20 protein-coding genes, 1 other RNA gene, 1 riboswitch and 1 other annotated feature are annotated in these 20557 nt (G+C 34.3%); of the genes, 19 read left to right on the plus strand and 2 right to left on the minus strand.

Going from position 1 to position 20557, the window contains the following annotated elements; all coding sequences use genetic code 11:
* The first annotated feature begins 69 nt into the window (after positions 1–69).
* From G540_RS0103375 to G540_RS0103460, 19 genes are all read left to right on the plus strand, one after another.
* A complete protein-coding gene (locus G540_RS0103375) occupies positions 70–675 on the plus strand; it encodes a class I SAM-dependent methyltransferase (RefSeq protein ID WP_027106883.1) in 606 nt (201 codons plus the stop codon).
* Positions 676–687: 12 nt separating this feature from the next.
* The gene (gene tadA, locus G540_RS0103380; RefSeq protein ID WP_027106884.1) at positions 688–1173 is read left to right on the plus strand and encodes a tRNA adenosine(34) deaminase TadA; all 486 of its coding nucleotides are present in this window, start codon (positions 688–690) and stop codon (positions 1171–1173) included.
* A gap of 47 nt (positions 1174–1220) precedes the next feature.
* An RNA gene (gene ffs / locus G540_RS07335) (signal recognition particle sRNA small type) lies at positions 1221–1307 on the plus strand.
* Positions 1308–1409: 102 nt separating this feature from the next.
* Positions 1410–3152 (plus strand): DNA polymerase III subunit gamma/tau, encoded by a 1743-nt coding sequence (gene dnaX / locus G540_RS0103385; protein ID WP_027106885.1) that lies wholly within the window; start codon positions 1410–1412, stop codon positions 3150–3152.
* 25 nt (positions 3153–3177) lie between these two features.
* Entirely contained in the window at positions 3178–3486 is a 309-nt protein-coding gene (locus G540_RS0103390; protein ID WP_027106886.1) for a YbaB/EbfC family nucleoid-associated protein, read from the plus strand.
* Between the two features lie 25 nt (positions 3487–3511).
* Positions 3512–4111, plus strand: coding sequence for a recombination mediator RecR (gene recR, locus G540_RS0103395; RefSeq protein ID WP_027106887.1), 600 nt, complete (start codon positions 3512–3514; stop codon positions 4109–4111).
* A 16-nt stretch (positions 4112–4127) separates the two neighbouring features.
* On the plus strand, positions 4128–4370 hold the full coding sequence (locus tag G540_RS0103400) for a YaaL family protein (RefSeq protein ID WP_035463593.1): 243 nt from the start codon (positions 4128–4130) through the stop codon (positions 4368–4370).
* An 81-nt stretch (positions 4371–4451) separates the two neighbouring features.
* Positions 4452–5084 (plus strand): dTMP kinase, encoded by a 633-nt coding sequence (gene tmk / locus G540_RS0103405; RefSeq protein WP_027106889.1) that lies wholly within the window; start codon positions 4452–4454, stop codon positions 5082–5084.
* A gap of 17 nt (positions 5085–5101) precedes the next feature.
* On the plus strand, positions 5102–6097 hold the full coding sequence (gene holB / locus G540_RS0103410; protein ID WP_027106890.1) for a DNA polymerase III subunit delta': 996 nt from the start codon (positions 5102–5104) through the stop codon (positions 6095–6097).
* Between the two features lie 19 nt (positions 6098–6116).
* On the plus strand, positions 6117–6458 hold the full coding sequence (locus tag G540_RS0103415) for a DNA replication initiation control protein YabA (protein WP_027106891.1): 342 nt from the start codon (positions 6117–6119) through the stop codon (positions 6456–6458).
* Positions 6458–7348, plus strand: coding sequence for a 16S rRNA (cytidine(1402)-2'-O)-methyltransferase (gene rsmI, locus G540_RS0103420; RefSeq protein ID WP_027106892.1), 891 nt, complete (start codon positions 6458–6460; stop codon positions 7346–7348). Before G540_RS0103415 ends, rsmI begins: the two co-directional genes overlap by 1 nt.
* Positions 7349–7370: 22 nt before the next feature.
* Positions 7371–8114, plus strand: coding sequence for an acyl-[acyl-carrier-protein] thioesterase (locus tag G540_RS0103425; RefSeq protein ID WP_027106893.1), 744 nt, complete (start codon positions 7371–7373; stop codon positions 8112–8114).
* 69 nt (positions 8115–8183) lie between these two features.
* Positions 8184–8933: a class I SAM-dependent methyltransferase gene (locus G540_RS0103430; RefSeq protein ID WP_035463594.1), complete on the plus strand. Its 750-nt coding sequence runs from the start codon at positions 8184–8186 to the stop codon at positions 8931–8933.
* A 106-nt stretch (positions 8934–9039) separates the two neighbouring features.
* Entirely contained in the window at positions 9040–9507 is a 468-nt protein-coding gene (locus G540_RS0103435; protein WP_027106895.1) for a Dps family protein, read from the plus strand.
* A gap of 108 nt (positions 9508–9615) precedes the next feature.
* Positions 9616–9712: riboswitch (SMK box riboswitch) on the plus strand.
* Positions 9710–10897 carry a methionine adenosyltransferase gene (gene metK / locus G540_RS0103440; RefSeq protein WP_027106896.1) on the plus strand — a complete coding sequence of 396 codons (1188 nt, stop codon included), beginning with the start codon at positions 9710–9712 and terminating at the stop codon, positions 10895–10897. It overlaps the preceding riboswitch by 3 nt.
* A gap of 183 nt (positions 10898–11080) precedes the next feature.
* Positions 11081–13270, plus strand: a complete 2190-nt coding sequence (locus G540_RS0103445; protein WP_027106897.1) for a LysM peptidoglycan-binding domain-containing protein — start codon at positions 11081–11083, stop codon at positions 13268–13270.
* A 53-nt stretch (positions 13271–13323) separates the two neighbouring features.
* Positions 13324–13545, plus strand: a binding site (T-box leader).
* A 56-nt stretch (positions 13546–13601) separates the two neighbouring features.
* Entirely contained in the window at positions 13602–16016 is a 2415-nt protein-coding gene (leuS, locus tag G540_RS0103450; RefSeq protein WP_027106898.1) for a leucine--tRNA ligase, read from the plus strand.
* A 133-nt stretch (positions 16017–16149) separates the two neighbouring features.
* Entirely contained in the window at positions 16150–17496 is a 1347-nt protein-coding gene (locus tag G540_RS0103455) for an amino acid permease (protein WP_027106899.1), read from the plus strand.
* Between the two features lies 1 nt (position 17497).
* On the plus strand, positions 17498–18217 hold the full coding sequence (locus G540_RS0103460) for a pseudouridine synthase (RefSeq protein WP_035463595.1): 720 nt from the start codon (positions 17498–17500) through the stop codon (positions 18215–18217).
* 41 nt (positions 18218–18258) lie between these two features.
* Here G540_RS0103460 and G540_RS0103465 read toward each other — a convergent pair whose 3' ends face one another.
* Both G540_RS0103465 and G540_RS07015 read right to left on the minus strand, forming a co-directional pair.
* On the minus strand, positions 18259–19098 hold the full coding sequence (locus G540_RS0103465; protein WP_027106901.1) for an NAD(P)H-hydrate dehydratase: 840 nt from the start codon (positions 19096–19098) through the stop codon (positions 18259–18261).
* Positions 19099–19114: 16 nt separating this feature from the next.
* Positions 19115–20521, minus strand: a complete 1407-nt coding sequence (locus G540_RS07015) for a Na+/H+ antiporter NhaC family protein (protein WP_051188956.1) — start codon at positions 20519–20521, stop codon at positions 19115–19117.
* Positions 20522–20557 lie beyond the last annotated feature (36 nt).

Below are 20557 nucleotides of genomic sequence, written 5' to 3' on the forward strand. Positions count from 1 at the left end.
CATAATACAAAAAGTTGATTTAATCATCTTTTCTCGCTATGATGGAAAGATGAGAAAGTAGGTTAAGGAATGACGAATTATTATTATACAAAGAATCCTGATGTGCAACATGAAGAAAAAAATTGGGAATTTAATTTATTAGGTCATGAATTTCGTTTTGTGACTGATAATGGTGTTTTTTCAAAAAATACTGTTGATTATGGTTCACGTGTTTTATTAGACGCATTGCAAGATGATCAAATTAGCGGAAAAATTTTGGATGTAGGTTGTGGATATGGCCCAATCGGTTTAGCTTTAGCCAAAAACAATCCTAATGCACAATTGACATTAGTTGATGTTAATGAATTAGCGATGGAATTATGTGCTAAAAATGCAGCTAATAATGGAATTGAAAATGTAACAATTTATGAATCAAGTTGTTATGATAATGTCTCTGAGACAGATTTTGATTTAATTGTGACAAATCCGCCAATTCGGGCAGGAAAACAAGTTGTGCATACGATTTTAGCAGAAGCCTATGATCATTTAAATCAAGGTGGTCGATTAGTTGCGGTATTACAAAAGAAACAAGGGGCTGCATCTGCCCAAAAGAAAATGACCGAAGTTTTTGGAAATTGTGAAGTCATCAAACGCGATAAAGGTTATTTTATTTTAGAAAGTATCAAAGAAGATTAAGGAGTGGATAAAGTGGCTTTAACACAAGCGCAAAAAGAAGCTTATATGCGAGAAGCTTTATATGAAGCCAAACGTGCGCAAGTCATTGGTGAAGTTCCGATTGGATGTGTCATTGTTTTAGATGGTGAGATTATTGGTCGGGGGCATAATTTACGTGAACATAGTCAAGATGCTACGATGCATGCTGAAATGTTAGCAATCCAAGAAGCAAATAATAAAGTTGCGAGTTGGCGTTTAGTAGATGCTCAACTTTTCGTGACGATTGAACCATGTCCAATGTGTAGTGGAGCAATTATTAATTCACGGATTAGTGAAGTTTATTATGGAGCACCTGATCCCAAAGCTGGAACAGTTGGGAGTTTGATGAACTTATTAACTGATGAACGTTTTAATCATCAAGCTGCTGTTGAAAGTGGAATTTTAAAAGATGATTGTCGCCAAATTATGCAAGATTTTTTTAGAAATATTCGCCGGAAAAGAAAGAAAAATAAAAAATAAGACTGGAAATTTTGAGAGAATTAAGGTATTATTATAATTACCGTAAGGTCTTGAGGCAATGTTATCCTTACGAACCGTGTCAGATCCGGAAGGAAGCAGCACTAAGTTTGGTATAGCATGTGCCTTAAGTTAATAAAATTATAAACTCTCGATCGCACGAAATTGATCGGGAGCTTTTTTTTGAAAAAGATTAGTTATTTAAAAATAATTTGGAACTAAGAAGGGAAAGTGACAAGATGAGTTATCAAGCATTATATCGTGTTTGGCGTCCGCAACGTTTCAGTGATCTTGTTGGTCAAGAATTAATAACAAAGACTTTAAAAAATGCTTTGATGACGCATCAAACAAGTCATGCCTATTTATTTACAGGCCCACGAGGAACCGGTAAAACATCAGCTGCGAAAATTTTCGCTAAAGCAATCAATTGTCCGCACCAAAAAGATGGTGAACCATGTAATGAATGTGAAATTTGTCAATTAATTACTAAAGGACGTTTGAATGATGTGATTGAAATCGATGCTGCTTCGAATAATGGTGTCGATGAAATTCGGGAAATTCGCGACAAAGTTAAATATGCACCAACACAAGCTAAATATAAAGTTTATATTATCGATGAAGTTCATATGTTATCCACAGGGGCTTTGAACGCTTTCTTGAAGACATTAGAAGAACCACCAAGTAATGTAGTCTTTATTTTAGCTACTACAGAACCACATAAGATTTTACCAACTATTATTTCACGGACACAACGGTTTGATTTTAAACGAATTACACCGCAAGTTATTTATGAAAGATTAGCGTATATCTTAACGCAAAAAGATGTTGCCTATGATGAAACAGCCTTAAAAGTCATCGCTCAAGCTGCTGAAGGTGGAATGCGGGATGCTTTAAGTATTTTAGATCAAGCAATTTCTTTTGGGGAAACAAATGTGACTTTAGAAAATGCATTGTTAGTGACTGGTAGTATTACGCGTGGTGATTTAGCTAAATATTTACGTTATGTTTTAGATGGTGATACCCCCAATGCGTTGTTGAGTGTGCAAGAGATTTTACAAAGTGGGAAAGATCCGAAACGCTTTTTAGAAGATGTGATTGCTTATTGTCGGGATATTTTGTTATATCAACAAGCACCACAAATTATTGAAGAAAATGCTTTAGGTAGCATTGATGATGAATTTAAAGAATTAGCGCAAGAAATGCCAGCAGAAAAAATTTATCAAATTTTGAATATTTTGAATCAACAACAAGAAAGTATGCGATATACTTCACATGCTTCGATTTATTTAGAAGTTGTCACGGTCAAATTAACGCAAATGTCATCTCAAACAGACGCATCGCAAGCTGTACCGGCCGTTGATCAAATTGCTCAACAACAAGTTGCTCAAATGCAAAAACAAATGCAAATATTGCAAAATAAAATTGAGCAGTTAACTAAACAAAAACAACCAGCCGGAACTTCTGCTGCGCCAAAACAAGTCAAACCAGTTAAGAATAAACAACAAAAAGAGTTTAAAGTTAATTTGAAACAAGTTGAAGGTGTATTAGCCCAAGCAACTAAACAAGACTTATTACAATTAAGACAAGTTTGGGACGAATTAATGAGTATGCTGACTGTGACACAACGAGCAATTATGCGTGTGAGTCGACCATTAGCAGCTAGCTCAACAGGTGCTGTCATTGGTTTTGAGTATGACTTTTTATGTCAAAAAGCGGCTAATGATCAAGAATTACAAGATATGTTGAATAATCATTTAGACCGTCTGTTAGGTAAAACATTTGATTTGGCCTTTATTCCGCAAGAGCAATGGCAAGGAATACGTGCTAATTATTTAGCGAATGGTCAAGCAGAAAAAGCACCATCAGAAAAAAATCTTGAAAACAAGCAAAAAACTGAGCCAAATGAAAAAGTAACTGCTAAAATAGTAAGTGAAGCTACAAAATTATTCGGTGAAGATGTAGTTGAAGTAATTACAGATTAATTAATTAGAAAGAAGGAAATATAAAATGCGTGGAATGAATATGCAAGGTATGATGAAACAAATGCAAAAAATGCAAAAAAATATGCAAAAGGATCAAGCTGCTTTAAATGAAACAGTCTTTACAGGTCAAGCGCCTAATGATTTAGTTATTGCTAAAATGACAGGTGATAAGAAATTACAAGATATCGAAATTTCTCCAGATGTAGTGGATCCTGAAGATGTTGATATGTTACAAGATTTTGTGATTGCAGCAGTTAATGATGCTTTAGTAAAAGTTGAAGCTGAAACAGAAAAAACAATGGGTAAATATGCTCGAAACATCCCTGGATTCTAAACTTAAGTAAAGGAAGTTAGCTCGTATGCAATACCCAGATCCAATTGCGAAATTAATCGAAAATTATATGAAATTACCAGGTATTGGTAATAAAAATGCAACTCGCTTAGCTTTTTTTACGATTGATATGGATGATGAAGCTGTTACAGATTTTGCAAAAGCTCTTGTTACAGCGAAACGTGATTTACATTACTGCCAAGTTTGTGGCAATATTACGGAAAGTGAACCATGTAATATTTGTTTAGATCAAACTCGTGATCAAAGTAAATTAATTGTTGTGGAACAACCTAAAGATGTTATGTCTTTAGAAAAGATGCAAGAATTTCATGGTTTATATCATGTCTTACATGGTGTTTTGTCTCCCACAGAAGGAACAACACCAGAAGAAATTAACATTGCCAGTCTTTTGAAAAGATTACAAACAAACGAAAAGATTCAAGAAGTTATTTTAGCAACTAATGCGACTCCCGAAGGTGAAGCGACAGCAATGTATTTGGCTCGTTTAATTAAACCAGCTAAAATTAAAGTAACTCGTTTAGCTCATGGATTAGCAGTCGGTAGTGATATTGAATACGCTGATGAAATGACTTTATTTAGAGCGATTGAAGGTCGTCAAGAAATCTAATTAGCAGGTGAAATCAATGTTTTTTAATAAAAAGAAGCATAAATTACGTAAAAAATATGATGAACAGCTTTTAAAAGATATTGATCAAGCTAAGGTACAATGGGATAATGCGAAAAAAACGGAAATGAACGTTTATGAAATTGATGATGAGTTAATTGCAGAAACCCAGTTAGCAAAAGCTAAATATCATTTTTTATATTTAGAAGCAAAAAAAAGAAAATTAAGAGGACGCATGCAGTCTTCAATAATTAGTCGCTAAAATAAAAGGCTATGTGTGGAAAAACGCATAGCCTTTTTTAGGAAAAAAGACTGATAAAAATAGTAGGTAGGAGTTTTTAATGTGGTTGGTAAATTTATAACCTTTGAAGGTTCTGATGGTTCCGGCAAGACAAGTGTTTTACAAGAAATTGTAAAATTAATGCAAAGCCAAAATAACACAGATTTTATTTTGACGCGTGAACCAGGTGGCAATAAAATATCTGAAGAAATCCGAAATGTGATTTTGGATAAAAGTAATCAGGCGATGGACGCACGCACTGAAGCCTTGTTATATGCAGCAGCACGACGTCAACATTTAGTAGAAACGATTTTACCAGCTTTAGCAGCTAATCAAGTTGTTTTATGTGATCGGTTTGTTGATAGTTCTCTAGCTTATCAAGGTGCTGGTCGTGATCTTGGTATGCAAGAAGTTTATGAAATGAATTTATTTGCAACAGATGGATTACAACCGGATTTAACTATTTATTTTGATTTAGAACCAGAAGTCGGTTTGGCTCGGATTAAAGGTCATCGCCAAGATGAAGTGAATCGGTTAGATGAAGAATCATTACATTTTTATCAAAAAGTCCATGATGCTTATGTGCAACTAGCTGATCAAGAACAAGCAAGGATTGTGGTTGTTGATGCTAGTCAACCATTTGCAGACGTGGTAGCAGATGTCGTAGCAATTTTAAAAGCTAAGTCGATTTTATAAAAGAAAGGAGCAGACGAATGAGGGAACAACAAACGGCCTTACAAGCAGAGATTAGCAATCATTTTGCACGTTTAATTGCGAATAAACAATTAGTCCATGCATACTTATTAACAGGTGCTAAAGGAATTGGTAAACGTGAATTAGCAATGTGGATTGCTCAAGGAATTTTTTGCCAAGAAAACCACCAAGGCCAACCTTGTTTAGTTTGTAGCGAATGTCAACGAATTCAAAACGAACAACATCCTGATGTCGTCATGATTGCTCCACAAGGATTATCGATTAAAGTCGATCAAATTCGTTATTTAAAAGCTGAGTTTAGTAAAAGTGGTGTGGAAAGTAAGCGGAAAATCTTTATTATTGAAGATGCTGAAAAAATGACCGTTAACGCAGCAAATAGTTTGTTGAAATTTTTAGAAGAACCAAGTGGTGAAGTAACAGCATTCTTGTTAACAAGTCATTTGAATCAAATTTTACCAACAATTGTTTCGCGTTGTCAGTTAGTAGAAGTTCCGGCATTGACAAAAGAGCAACTTAAAGCGAAACTAACAGCAACAGGGAACTTTACTAAAAATCAAGTTCAATTGTTAAGTCAATTAACTGATAGTGAACAAGCAGCTCAAGAACTTGGTTCAAAAGAAGGTTTTTCAGAATTAGTGGAAACTTTATGGCAATGGTTTTATAATATATTGCGTAACAAAGAGCGTAGTTTTGTTGATGTTCAAGTTAGTATTATGCCTTATGTGAATGATCGACAAGACCAAGAATTAATTTTAGAATTAATATCTTTGCTGGCGCGTGATATGATGTTAGTAAAGTACCAACGATATGAAGAAGTTGCTTTTGTAAAATATTTAGATAAGTTAGAAGATGCGAGTTTGCATTTAAAACCAGAACAAATTGTGAATGGGGTCGAGTTAGTTTTAACGACACCAAAGCAATTAAAGATGAATATAACTTTACAAAATATTTTAGAACATTTAACTTTGAAGTTGTCTGAATGTTATCATAGCTGATGAAGAGCGGGTGAAAAAAGTGGATAAAAGAGAATTATATGATAGTTTTAATGAAATGGGTCAACAGACACAAGTTTTATTAGAACAAATTGAATTAATTAAATATGAGATGACGCGAGTTATTGAAAAAAATGCAGAATTAGAAATCGAAAATCAACATTTACGAGAAAGATTACATGAATTAGAAGATAAAAAGAAAACTTCCAATGAAACTGGTTTATCCAAATCACGGCAAAACTTGGAAAAATTATACGAAGAAGGTTTCCATGTTTGCAACGTTGATAATATGTATGGCTCACGCCGCATTAATGATGAACCTTGCGTCTTTTGCCAAGATGTAATTTATGGGGAGAGAAGATAATGACGCTAAAAGCGCTAAGTAGTTTTAAAGGACAAGAAAATAAAGGATGTTTATCTTTAGTACCAACACCAATTGGTAATCTTGGCGATATTACATATCGAGCTTTGGAAACATTAAAAGAAGCTGATTTAATTGCTGCTGAAGATACACGTAATACACAACGTCTTTTAAATTATTTTGAAATTAAAACACCACAAATTAGTTTTCATGAACATAATACTCAAGAACGGATTCCGCAATTAATTGCTAAAATGCAAGCCGGAGCAAAAATTGCTCAAGTCAGTGATGCAGGGATGCCGTCCATTAGTGATCCAGGACATGAATTAGTTGTGGCATGTATTGAAGCGGATATTCCAGTTGTTGCTTTGCCAGGCGCGAATGCGGCTTTAACAGGTTTAATTGCTTCTGGGATTTGTCCACAACCATTTTTATTTTATGGTTTTTTAGCTCGTAAAAACAAAGAACAACAAGCTGAGTTAACGAAATTAAATCGTCAAACAGCAACTATGCTCTTTTATGAAGCTCCACATCGTTTGAAAAAAACATTAAAAAATATGGAATCAGTCTTTGGTTCTGAACGCCAAATTACACTTTGTCGTGAATTAACTAAACGATATGAAGAATATATTCGCGGAACAGTAGCTGAAGTTTTAGCATGGGCTGAAACAAGTGAAATTCGTGGTGAGTTTGTTATGATTGTGCAAGGAAATCCGCACCCTGAAGAATTAGCTGAGACTTCACCAGCTTTAGAATTAAGTTTTGTGGAACAAGTTAATTTATTGATGGAACAAGAAAATCTCAAACCAAATGCAGCGATTAAACAAGTTGCGAAAAATAATAACGTCAAACGCCAAGTTGTTTATAATGAATTTCATAAAATTGAACAATAAATATTTAGTTAGGAAGTAAATTATGACAAGTCAAGTTTATCGTGAAAAGCATCGTGTGTTATATTATGAAACAGATTTAAAAGGTCGCTTGAAAATAAGTAATTTATTCGATCTTTTAATGGTCGTAGCTGATAATCAAAGTACGCAATTAGGGTTATCATTAGAAGATTTAGCGCAAAGAAATCGTGGTTGGGTTGTGATGCAACATCATCTTGATGTGAAAAGAATTCCTAAAAATGGTGAATTATTGACTTTGACAACACAAGCTGACCATTATAATCGTTTTGTTGGTTATCGTGATTTTTATATTTATGATGAACAAGCAGTTGAAATTGCCCACTTACAAACTGTTTTAGTGATGATTGATCAAACAACACGCAAATTAATCAGTATTGAAGCAAGTGAGATTGAACCTTTTGGTGCTACTTATGTTAAAAAAAGGCGACGTCTACCAACACCACTGAAACAAACAACTTATCAATCTGATAAAACATATCGAGTACGTTATTTAGATATTGATATTAATCAGCATGTTAATAACGTTCGCTATTTAGATTGGATTTTTGATAGTTTAAGTTATGATTTTTTAAATGAACATGAGATTGTTAGTTTAAATATTCAATATAAAAAAGAAATTAACTATGGTAAAATAGTTCACAGTGAAATGACATATCAACCAGAGTTGTTGACAAGTTATCACCAAATAACCCAAGATAATGAAACAAGCTGCTTAGCAGAAATTAAATGGGTTCCAATAAAAAAATAAATCAAATTTTAAGTCTTATTCTAGGGGAATTGGACTTATTTTTTTAGGGAAATAGGGGGATTTAATTCGATGGCAGAAGCAGGTCACGATTTTTTAGCACGATTAGGTAAGAGAAGATTACGTCCAGGAGGAGTAGCGGCGACTAATTGGTTGATGGAACAAGGTGAGTTTCACCCAGGAATGCAAGTTTTAGAAGTAGCTTGCAATATGGGGACGACTTCGATTGAATTAGCGAAGAAGTATCAAGTTCAAATTACAGGGATCGATTTGAACCGTAAAGCGTTAGAAAAAGCACAAGTCAATATTAAAAAAGCTCATTTAGAAGATTTGATTCATGTTCAGCGTGCTAATGCTTTAAAATTACCGTTTCCAGATAATAGTTTTGATATTGTTATTAATGAAGCGATGTTAACAATGCTGCCTGAAAATGCTAAAGCAAAAGCTGTGCAAGAATATTATCGTGTTTTAAAACCAGGTGGGAAATTATTAACGCATGATGTTTCTTATTTAGATCGGAGTGTTGTTAGTGAGTTAGCAGCTTTGCGTCAAGCAATTAATGTTAATGTCACACCTTTATATATTGATGATTGGAAAGATTTGTTTAAACAGACCGGGTTCAAACAAGTTGATAGTATTTCTGGACAAATGACTTTAATGTCACCAAAAGGGATGGTACAAGATGAAGGTGTGCCTAATACGTTGCGGATTTTACGAAATGGTATCAAAAAAGAAAATCGACCTATGTTTAAAAAGATGTTTAAGTTTTTCAATACTAAAGGTAAAAAACTTCGTTATATTGCAGTTACAAGTACGAAATAATAGTAATTAATAAAAAGTTAAATTTACTTTAAACAAGTAAAAAGACTTTACTTTCGTAATTACATTGTGTACAATTGGTTTATAAAGTTTATAGGAGGTTTTTTTAATGAAATATGAAAAAACAAAAACAGTTTTAAACCAATTAGTCGCTGATCTTAGCCAAATGTCAATGGTAATTCATCAAACACACTGGTATATGCGTGGTGCTAATTTCTTAAAATTACATCCTTTAATGGACGATTTTATGGACGAAATTAACGATGAATTAGATGTTATTTCTGAACGTTTAATCACACTTGGTGGTTCACCATTCTCCACATTAGGTGAAATGATTGAAAATACAGGTATTTCTGATGAAAAAGGTGATTACAGTAAATCAAATCAAGATCACTTTAGAACATTATTAGCTAACTATCGTTATTTAGATGAAGTTTTCGCTAAAGGTATTGAAGTTAGTGATGAAGAAAAAGATTACTGCACACAAGATATTTTCATCGGTTTCAAAACAGATATCGAAAAGAAAATTTGGATGATTAGTGCAGAATTAAACGAAGCACCTCAATTAGATAAATAAAATTTAATTCCAAAAGAAGTTAGTTTTTATAGCTAACTTCTTTTTTTAATTTAATATAAAAATAGCAGAAATGACCTTTAAAAGAGTAGTTGGAATATGCTACACTTTAGAAGTTACAAAACACTTATTCCCGATAGGATTCACATCAGGTGAAAATGCCTTGTAACCAAAATAATATGAACAATTGGGGGAAATTTATACCATGAAAGAAAGACATTTATTTACATCAGAATCCGTTTCTGAAGGACATCCAGATAAAATTGCTGACCAAATTAGTGATGCGATTTTAGATGCGATTTTAGCTAAAGATCCAAACGCCCGCGTAGCTGCAGAAACAACAGTTACAACTGGTTTAGTTTTAGTTGTTGGTGAAATTACAACGAATGCTTATGTCGACATTCAAAAAGTTGTACGTCAAACAATTAAAGAAATTGGATATAATAACGGAAAATTTGGTTTTGATGGCGACAATTGTGCTGTTTTAGTTGCGATTGATGAACAATCTGCTGATATTGCACAAGGTGTGGATGAATCATTAGAAAAGAAAGCTGATGATCGTGATCCATTAGATGAAATCGGTGCCGGAGATCAAGGGTTAATGTTTGGTTATGCTGTTGATGAAACACCAGAATTAATGCCATTACCAATCGCCTTAAGTCATAAATTAACACGTAAAATTGCTGAACTTCGCAAGAGTAAAGAATTAGCTTATTTAGGCCCTGATGCTAAAGCACAAGTTACTGTTGAATATGATGATCATAAAAAACCATTACGAATTGATACAATCGTTATTTCAACACAACATACAGAAGATGTGACTTTAGATACAATTCGCAAAGATATGTTAGAAAAAGTTGTAGCTGCTGTTATGCCAGCTGAACTTTTAGATGATGAAACAAAATATTTTGTTAATCCAACAGGTCGCTTTGTAATTGGTGGACCTCAAGGTGATGCTGGTTTAACAGGTCGTAAGATTATTGTTGATACTTATGGCGGCTATGCACGTCATGGTGGTGGTGCTTTCTCAGGGAAAGATGCTACAAAAGTTGACCGTTCTGCTAGTTATGCAGCACGTTATATCGCTAAAAATATTGTGGCGGCTGGAATTGCTAGTGAAGTTGAAGTACAACTTGCTTATGCTATTGGTGTAGCACAACCTGTGTCGATTGCTGTTAATACATTTGGAACAAGTCAAGTTAGTGATGAAGCAATCATTGCTGCTGTCCGGAAAGTTTTTGATTTACGTCCAGCAGGTATTATCGAAATGCTTAACTTACGTCGTCCAATTTATCGTCAAACAGCAGCTTATGGTCACTTTGGTCGTCCTGATTTAGATTTACCATGGGAAAAGACAGATAAAGTTGATCAATTAAAAGAACTTTTAAAATAGAAGAAAATAATATTTTGAGACTTAGCTTTTTAGTTTATGAAACTAAAAAGTTAGGTCTTTTTTTAGTTTTCCACAAGATAATTTAAAATTTCTTTAAGAAATCAAGCTAAATCGAATGCATTTTTAAATTAGATGGGTTAATATTAAATATGTATAGGTATGCGTAGCAAGGGGGTCCGAACGATGAAGTCGAGAAAAGAACGAATTCAAGCGCAAAAAGAAGCGCTTTTAACAAAGAAAATAAAATCATTGAAAAAAGCAACTACATATATTGGAACATCTTTATTAGTAGGGACAGCAACTTTAAGTAGTTTAAAAGGGAATGCAAAAGCAGCTGATGCCAATGTTTTAAATCAAGAAAACGAAGATCAAAAAGATAAAAAAGAACAAACAACTGAAAATCCAACACCAACTGTTGTCACAGAACAACAAAAAGCAGCAACACCAAAAGTTATGGCACCAGCACCACCAGCCAGAATTTCACGGTATGCATCATACGCTGCTGTATCTGCGCCAACTAGATTTATTAATACGATTGGTGCTGAAGCAAAAGCAATTGCTGATCGTTATGGTATTTATGCATCATTAATGATTGCTCAAGCTGGATTAGAAAGTGCTTGGGGTCAAAGTTATTTAGCTACAAGTGCACATAATTTGTTTGGGGTTAAATGGCGTGGTACAGGTCAGTATATTATTTTACCAACACAAGAATATTATGGTGGTAAATATCATACAGTAAACGCCAAATTCCAACGTTATAATAGTTATTCTGAAGCTTTAACAGCTTATGCTAACTTAATTACACATAATTTTTATAATTCAACGCGTGCTAATGCGGGTAGTGTGCAAACTGCAGCCTATAATTTACGTCATGGTAAATATGGTTGTTATGCTACAGCACCAAATTATGCACCTTCATTATTAAATGTAATTAAAAATTACAACTTAACACGTTTTGATTTAGGCGGTTCAGCTGTAACACCAGCCCAACCAACAACGCCGGACCATAGTTCTAGTCATACGACAAGTGGTGGCACATATACAGTCAAAGCGGGTGATTCTTTGTGGGCTATTTCGCAAAGAACAGGTGTCTCAGTTAATAACTTGATTGCTTGGAATAATATTAAAGCTAACTTTATTTATCCGGGTCAAGTTTTGAAATTAAGTTATGCTACACCACAAACACCAAATAAACCTGTCACACCAGCTAAACCAAGTCATCAAATTTCAGCTAATGGCACATATACAGTTAAATCAGGTGATAGTTTATGGTTAATTGCTAATAATCATAAGATGAGCATTAATGAATTGAAACAGTTAAATAATTTAACATCAAATTTTATTTATCCAGGTCAAGTTCTTAAAATTGTGGAAACACAGGCGAAACCAATTCCAAAACCACAACCTAAACCAACGCCTAAACCAGCGCGTCCAAGTCGTCCGACAACTGGTGGATATACAGTTAAATCAGGTGATAGTATTTGGAAAATTGCAAATGATCATCATATGAGTATGTCAGAATTGAAGTCATTGAATAATTTAACTTCAAACTTTATCTATCCAGGCCAAGTCTTAAAAGTTAAAGGATCAACAACTAAACCAGTACGTCCAAGTCGTCCGACAACGGGAGGGTATACAGTTAAATCAGGTGATAGTATTTGGAAGATTGCGCATGATCATCATATGAGTATGTCAGAATTGAAGTCATTAAATAATTTGAGTTCTGATTTTATCTATCCAGGCCAAATCTTGAAAGTGAAGGGTTCAACTAGTTCGCATTCGGTGACACCAGCACGTCCAAGTCGTCCTAGCCGTCCAAGTCAACCAAGTCGTTCAACGGGTGGATATACAGTTAAATCAGGTGATAGTATTTGGAAGATTGCGCATGATCATCATATGAGTATGTCAGAATTGAAGTCATTAAATAATTTGAGTTCTGATTTTATCTATCCAGGCCAAGTCTTGAAAGTGAAAGGTTCAACTGCTTCTCGTTCAACTAGTCATACAAATACTAGTTCTAGTCGATCGACATCACGTTCAACTAGTGCAACTTATCAAGTTAAAGCTGGCGATAGTTTATGGTTAATTGCAAATAAATACGGGATTACTATCTCAAGTTTGAAGAGCTATAATAACTTACCAAACAATTTTATTTATCCAGGCCAAACGTTGAAGATTCCTGGGAAATATGTTTCTGTTAATAAACGTTCAGCTCGCTCAACTAGCTATGCTAAACGGACATATAATGTTGTGTCAGGTGATAGTTTGTGGAAAATCGCCCAAGCTAATGGTATGACAGTTAATCAATTGAAGACATTGAATCATTTAACATCTGATTCAATTTATGTTGGTCAAAAACTCCGCTTGAATTAAAGCTAGTCTTGTATTTTAAAAGTTGATTTGCTAAAATTAAAGAAATAAAATAAATAACAACATTAATAAGGAATAGTAGGAATTGATTTATTTCAGCGAGTATGTGGTTGGTGCGAACATACAATAAAGAAATTTTGAACTCGCCTTAGTGTTTTCCTATTGAACTCATAGTAGGTAGGAACGGTATTTCCCGTTATGAAAAGAGTGTTAATAGATTAAATTCTATTAAAATATAGGTGGTACCGCGATAATTACGTTAACTATTCGTCCTATATAAAGTCTGTAGTGGGCTTTATATAGGACTTTTTTTATTTAAGAAAGGAAGTTATATATGGGATACAATCATCAAGAAATAGAACAAAAATGGCAAAAATATTGGGATGTTAACGAAACATTCAAAACAACAGAAGATCCAAATAAAGATAACTTTTATGCATTAGATATGTTCCCTTATCCATCTGGTCAAGGTCTTCACGTGGGACACCCAGAAGGTTATACAGCAACAGATATCTTATCCCGGATGAAACGTGCTCAAGGTTATAACGTGCTTCACCCAATGGGTTGGGATGCATTTGGTTTACCTGCTGAACAATATGCTTTAAACACAGGTAATACACCACATGAGTTTACTAAGAAAAATATTGATAATTTCCGTCGTCAAATCAAGGCTTTAGGTCTTTCATATGATTGGAAACGTGAAATTAATACAACAGATCCTGATTATTACAAATGGACACAATGGATTTTTGAACAACTTTATAAAAAAGGTTTAGCTTATGAAGCTGAAATTCCGGTTAACTGGTGTCAAGAATTAGGAACAGTTGTGGCTAACGAAGAAGTAATCGATGGTAAAACAGAACGTGGTGGTTTCCCAGTTGTGAGAAAACCAATGCGTCAATGGGTTTTAAAAATTACAGCTTATGCTGATCGTTTAATCGATGATTTAGATGATTTAGACTGGCCAGAAGCTATTAAAGAACAACAAAGAAATTGGATTGGTCGTTCTGTTGGTGCGAAAGTTAACTTTACTGTTGCTAACGAAGATCAAGATCAAATCGAAGTCTTTACAACACGTCCAGATACAATTTTTGGGGCATCATGTATTGTTTTAGCGCCAGAACATGAATTAGTTGCTAAATTAACAACAGCTGATCACAAAGACGTTGTGGAAAAATATGTGGATGAAGTTTCTCATAAATCTGATTTAGAAAGAACAGATTTAGCTAAGAATAAAACAGGTGTCTTCACTGGTAGTTATGTTATCAATCCTGTTAATGGTGAAGAAGTAGCTATTTGGGTAGCTGATTATGTACTTGCAAGTTATGGAACAGGTGCTATTATGGTTGTTCCAGCACATGATGAACGTGATTATGAATTCGCTAAGAAATTTGCTTTACCAATCGTCCCAGTTATTGCAGGTGGCGATATTGAAAAAGAAGCATACACAGGTGATGGCGAACATATTAACTCTGATTTCTTAAATGGTTTAGGTAAAGAAGAAGCAATTGAAAAAATGATCACTTGGTTACAAGAAAATCATGTTGGTGATAAGAAAGTTAATTATCGTTTACGTGATTGGTTGTTCTCTCGTCAACGTTATTGGGGTGAACCAATTCCTGTTATTCATTGGGAAGATGGTGAAACAACACTCGTTCCTGAAGAAGAATTACCATTACGCTTACCAGTTACAAATAATATTGCACCATCCGGAACAGGTGAAAGCCCATTAGCTAACTTAACTGATTGGGTAAATGTTGTGGATGAAAATGGCCGTAAAGGTAAACGTGAAACAAATACAATGCCACAATGGGCAGGTAGTTCATGGTACTTTATCCGTTATATTGATCCAGAAAATTCAGCAATGTTTGCTGATCCAGAAAAATTAAAACAATGGTTACCAGTTGATATCTATGTTGGTGGGGCTGAACATGCGGTCTTGCACTTGTTGTATGCTCGTTTCTGGCATAAATTCTTATACGATTTAGGCGTAGTTCCAACTAAAGAACCTTTCCAAAAATTAGTTAACCAAGGTATGATTCTTGGGGATAATCATGAAAAAATGTCTAAATCTAAAGGTAATGTTGTTAACCCAGATGATATTGTTGAAAAATTTGGTGCTGATACATTAAGAATGTATGAAATGTTTATGGGTCCATTGGATGCTTCAATCGCTTGGAGTGAAGATGGCTTGAATGGTGCTAATAAATTTATCCATCGGATTTGGAACTTAATGATTGATGATGAAGGTAAATTACGTGATCGAGTAACAACAATTAATGACGGTAAATTAGATAAGGTTTACCATCAAACAGTTAAAAAAGTTACTGAAGATTATGAAAAATTACACTTCAATACAGGTATTTCTCAATTAATGGTCTTTGTGAACGCTGCACATAAAGCAGATGCTTTACCAGTAGAATATATGGCAGGCTTCGTTCAATTAATTGCCCCAATTATGCCACACATGGCAGAAGAATTATGGCAAAAACTTGGTCATACAGAAAGCATTGCTTATGCAAAATGGCCAACATTTGATGAAAGTAAGTTAGTTGAAGATAACGTAGAAATCGTTGTCCAAGTTAACGGTAAGATTCGTCAACGTTTAACAGTTGCAAAAGATATCACAAAAGAAGATTTAGAAAAAGCAGCTTTAGCAGACACTAAAATTCAAGAAGAAATTGCTGGTAAAACAATCCGTAAAGTGATTGCAATTCCAGGAAAAATTGTTAATATCGTTGCAAACTAAAATAGATGTGAAAGATATGGCCTTTTTGGCCATATCTTTTTCTTTTTGTTGCTTTCAGAAGGAAAAATTATTACAATAAAAACTATTAAAAACTTGCGTAACAACAAAGGAAAAAGGTAGGTAGTGAGTTCAAATGCAAAAAGGGTTATCAAGAGAGTTAACGAATCGTCATGTGCAAATGATTGCTATTGGTGGTGCGATTGGAACAGGGCTCTTTTTAGGATCAGGGATGGCTATCCAAAAATCTGGTCCAGCAATTATTTTAGCTTATTTATTAGCAGGGATTTTTTGTTTTTTTATGATGCGTGCTATCGGAGAGTTAATTTTATCTGATTTAAATAAAAGTTCATTTATCGAATTTGTTAGTGAATATTTAGGTGAAAAATGGGAATTTCTCGTAGGGTGGACGTATTGGCTATGCTGGGAAAGTTTAGCGATGGCTGATTTAACAGCGAGTGGGATTTATATTAAGTATTGGTTTCCACAAATTCCCCAATGGTTAACGGCTTTAGTGATTATTATTGTCTTATTATTATTTAATTTATTAAGTGTTGGAGCCTTTGGTGAATTGGAAACATGGTTTTCTAGTATCAAAATTTTAGCAATTGTAGCTTTAATTGTTACGGGGATTATTTTGTTATTAACTTCCGCTAAAATTGGTGGTGAAGTTGTTAGCTTGCATAACTTGGTGAAAAACGGTGGCTTTTTCCCTAAAGGGATGAAAGGTTTTGTTTTAGCGATGCCTATGGTTTTATTTGCTTTTACCGGTATTGAAATGGTGGGATTAACATCAGGTGAAACAGCTAATCCGAAAAAGGATTTACCCAAAGCGATTAATACTTTACCGTTACGAATCGGTTTATTTTATATTGGATCAATGTTTGTTTTGATGTGTATTCATCCTTGGAATGAAATAGCTGTGTCGACTAGTCCGTTTGTACAAGTCTTTAGTTCTTTAGGAATTAAAATTGCTGCTGGTGTAATCAATTTTGTAGTATTAACAGCTGCTTTATCAGCTTGCAACAGCGCTATTTTCAGTACAAGTCGGACTTTGTTTGTTTTATCACGGAACAAACATGCAGCAAAACGCTTTGGTGAAGTTAATAATCGTAGTATTCCAGTTGCGTCATTAGTTTTTTCATCATTAATTTTATTTGTGATTGTTATTTTAAATTATGTTTTACCACATCAAATTTTTGAAATTATTTCCGGAGTATCCACAGTTAGCTTTATTTTAGTGTGGATTATTCTGGTAGTTTGTCATTTGAAATATAAACAAGCTCATCCGAAAGTAAATGTTGGATTTCCGATGCCTTTTTATCCAGTGGCTAATATATTAACGATTATTTTCTTTAGTGGAGTCTTGTTATTATTATTACTTGATTTTAGTACTAGTTTAGCGTTGCTTTTTACAGCTTTGTGGTTAGGCGTGTTATTATTGATATATCATGGACTTGCGAAAAAACAAGGTGAGGTGTAGGATGCGACTCGATAAATATTTAGCTGATTTAAAAATTGGAACTCGTTCGGAAATCAAAAAAATGATTAAACAAAAAAGAATTACTGTTAATCAAGAAATTGTGAAGAATGGTAAACTGCAAATCGATGAAACAACTGCACAAGTTGTTGTTGATGGTGAAATGATGCAATATCAAACAATGTATTATTATATTTTAAACAAACCACAAGGTGTTTTATCAGCGACAAATGATGCGGTGCAAAAGACAGTTCTTGATTTGTTCAGTCCGGCTGATTATCGTGATGATTTATTTCCTGTTGGTCGCTTAGATAAGGATACAACGGGCTTGTTATTAATTTCCAATGATGGAGAGTTAGCTCATCAGTTGTTATCACCGAAAAAGCATGTTGCTAAAACATATCGTGCTGAAATTGCTGGTTTTGTAACTGAAGCTGAAGTTGATAAATTTGCGGCAGGAATGACTTTAAAAGATGGATCCGAATTAAAACCTGCCCAGTTAGTTATTTTAAAGCATGATCAAGCTGGCAATAAATCCCAAATTGAAGTTACTATTCATGAGGGAAAATATCATCAAATTAAAAGAATGTTTGGTGCAGTGGGGATGAAAGTTGAAACTTTACAGCGGCTTACAATGGGAAGTTTACGTTTGCCAAAAGATTTAGCTTTAGGAAAATATCGTCCATTAACTAGTGCAGAATTACAAGAGTTACAAAAAAATTAATAAAATCCGGCCGTCTCTTACTGAGATGACCGGATTTTTAATTATGAACTAAATTTTTGCATTATATTTGGTAAATGGTTGCTAATCTCACTTGGTAAAACAACATAATTATGTTGTGAGAGTTGTTGAGGAATATAACTATGCAAGAAAACGGCAGCGGCTAAGACTTCTTTAGGGTTCGGTTCTTTGAATTGAGCTAAGAACGCTGCGATAATTCCTGTTAAAGTATCTCCAGTACCACCAGTAGCCATATATGGACCACCAATATTGATCGTGGCAGTATGTCCATCTAAATAGTAAATTGTCGTTGTGGCACCTTTTAAAACCACGGTAGCTGAGAGCTTTTGTTGTGCTTTTTGATTATTTATAATGGATTGTTGATTTAAAGATAAATTAGTTATTCTTTCCCATTCTTTGAGATGGGGTGTTAGGATGATTTTTTGAGTGGCGCATGTTTGTAAACAAGATGGTGCTTGCGCTACAAATGTTAAAGCTGAACCATCAATCACTAAAGTAGCTTGGGAGTTGATTTGTTGACACGTTATTTTGAAAATATTGAATGCTTCAGCTGATAACCCAAGACCAGGACCAATTACTACGACATCAGCTTGTGAGAGTTGTTGTTTTAAAGCTGAAAAATCTAAATAGTTAATAAACATGGCTTCTGGGAGGGTAGTGTTTAGTGCTGTGCGATTGATTAAATCAGTGGCACAAGTGACTAATCCAGCTCCCGCCCGAACTGCAGCCTTAGTAGCTAAGAGGATGGCACCTCCATATTGTAAAGATCCACCAATTAATAAGACGCGTCCGAAAGTTCCTTTATGTGAATTAGTAGGTCGCTTTTTAATTACATTTGTTAAACATTGGGTTGTTAAAATCATCAAAATCACCTTTTTCTTATGATTCTTCGTAAGTAAGTGGGTCTTGGCTTTGACTTTGTGGTGTGTTTGTTTGGAAATTCCAAGGATCTTTGTTCAATTTGCGATCCGCATAGGGAATAAAAATGGCTAAAACACCAAAAATTGCTAATAAATAAATGTACCAAGTATATGGTAACACATGAAAGGGAGAGACTTGACCTTTAGCGAATCCAGTTAAAATTAACATTTGAGCACCATAAGGAATTAACCCTTGAAAGATACAAGAAAAAATATCGAGTAAGGCAGCACTTTTACGCGGATCAACGTGATATTCTTGGCAAATTTCTTTAGACACTTCACCGTCAATAATAATAGCAACTGTGTTATTGGCGACTGCAATATCTGTTAATGAAGCGAGTAAACCAATACCTAGTTGGGCTGATTTTTTCCCACGAATAATTTTTTGAATTTGATTTAATAAGAAATTAATCCCGCCAGCATGTTTAACCATTTCGGCTAAACCACCAGTTAATAAGGATAATAAGAAAATATCGGTCATGCCTTTAAAACCGTCATAAGATGCTGTCATCATTGACATAAATGTTAAATCACCATAAAAAATTCCAATCAAACCAGCTAAGACTGTTCCACCTAAAAGGACAGCGAAAACATTTAAGCCTGCAATGGCTGTAATTAAAACAAATAAATAAGGTAAGACTTTGATGATTTGGAAATTATGGGTTTGAAGAGGGATAACGGATTCTGGTTTTCCAAAAAACAATAATAAAATAATAGTTAACAGAGCTGGAATAAGTGTAATCCAAAAGTTAATCCGAAATTTATCTTTCATAGCGACACCTTGTGTTCTAGTTGCGGCAATTGTTGTATCGGAAATAATAGAAAGGTTGTCACCAAACATAGCCCCACATAAAACGCACCCCATCACTAAAGCGAGATTACTGCCAGACATTTGTGCAGCTGGGATAGCGATGGGACCGACCGCTACAATACTCCCAACAGAACTACCAGTCGCTAAGGAAATAAAAGCTGTAATGATAAAAATTCCGACTGCAATATATTTAGCTGGAATAAAGGTAAGGCCAAGATTAACAGTAGCATCAATTCCTCCCATTGCTTTGGAAACAGAAGAAAAGCCGCCAGCCATTAAATAAATAATACACATCATAATAATATTAGAATCACCACACCCTTTAATAAAGGTTGCGATTTTTTCGTTAAAAGAACCACGTAAAATAATAAATGCAGTTACAATTCCGATAACGGATGCTAAAGGTGCTGGAAATTGATAAAAGGCCATTTTGACACCTTTTAAATCTAAAATAATTCCACTTCCTAAATAAACGCCAATAAAAACTAAAAAAGGAATTAAGGCTACAGCACTAGCTTGTTTATTTGTGTGTGGGGGGTGAGTTGTTTTGTTCATGGACAGACCTCCTTAAAATTAAAAATAAATTATAAA

Source organism: Ligilactobacillus ceti DSM 22408 (assembly GCF_000423245.1).
In the GTDB taxonomy this organism is placed as follows: Bacteria; Bacillota; Bacilli; order Lactobacillales; family Lactobacillaceae; genus Ligilactobacillus; species Ligilactobacillus ceti.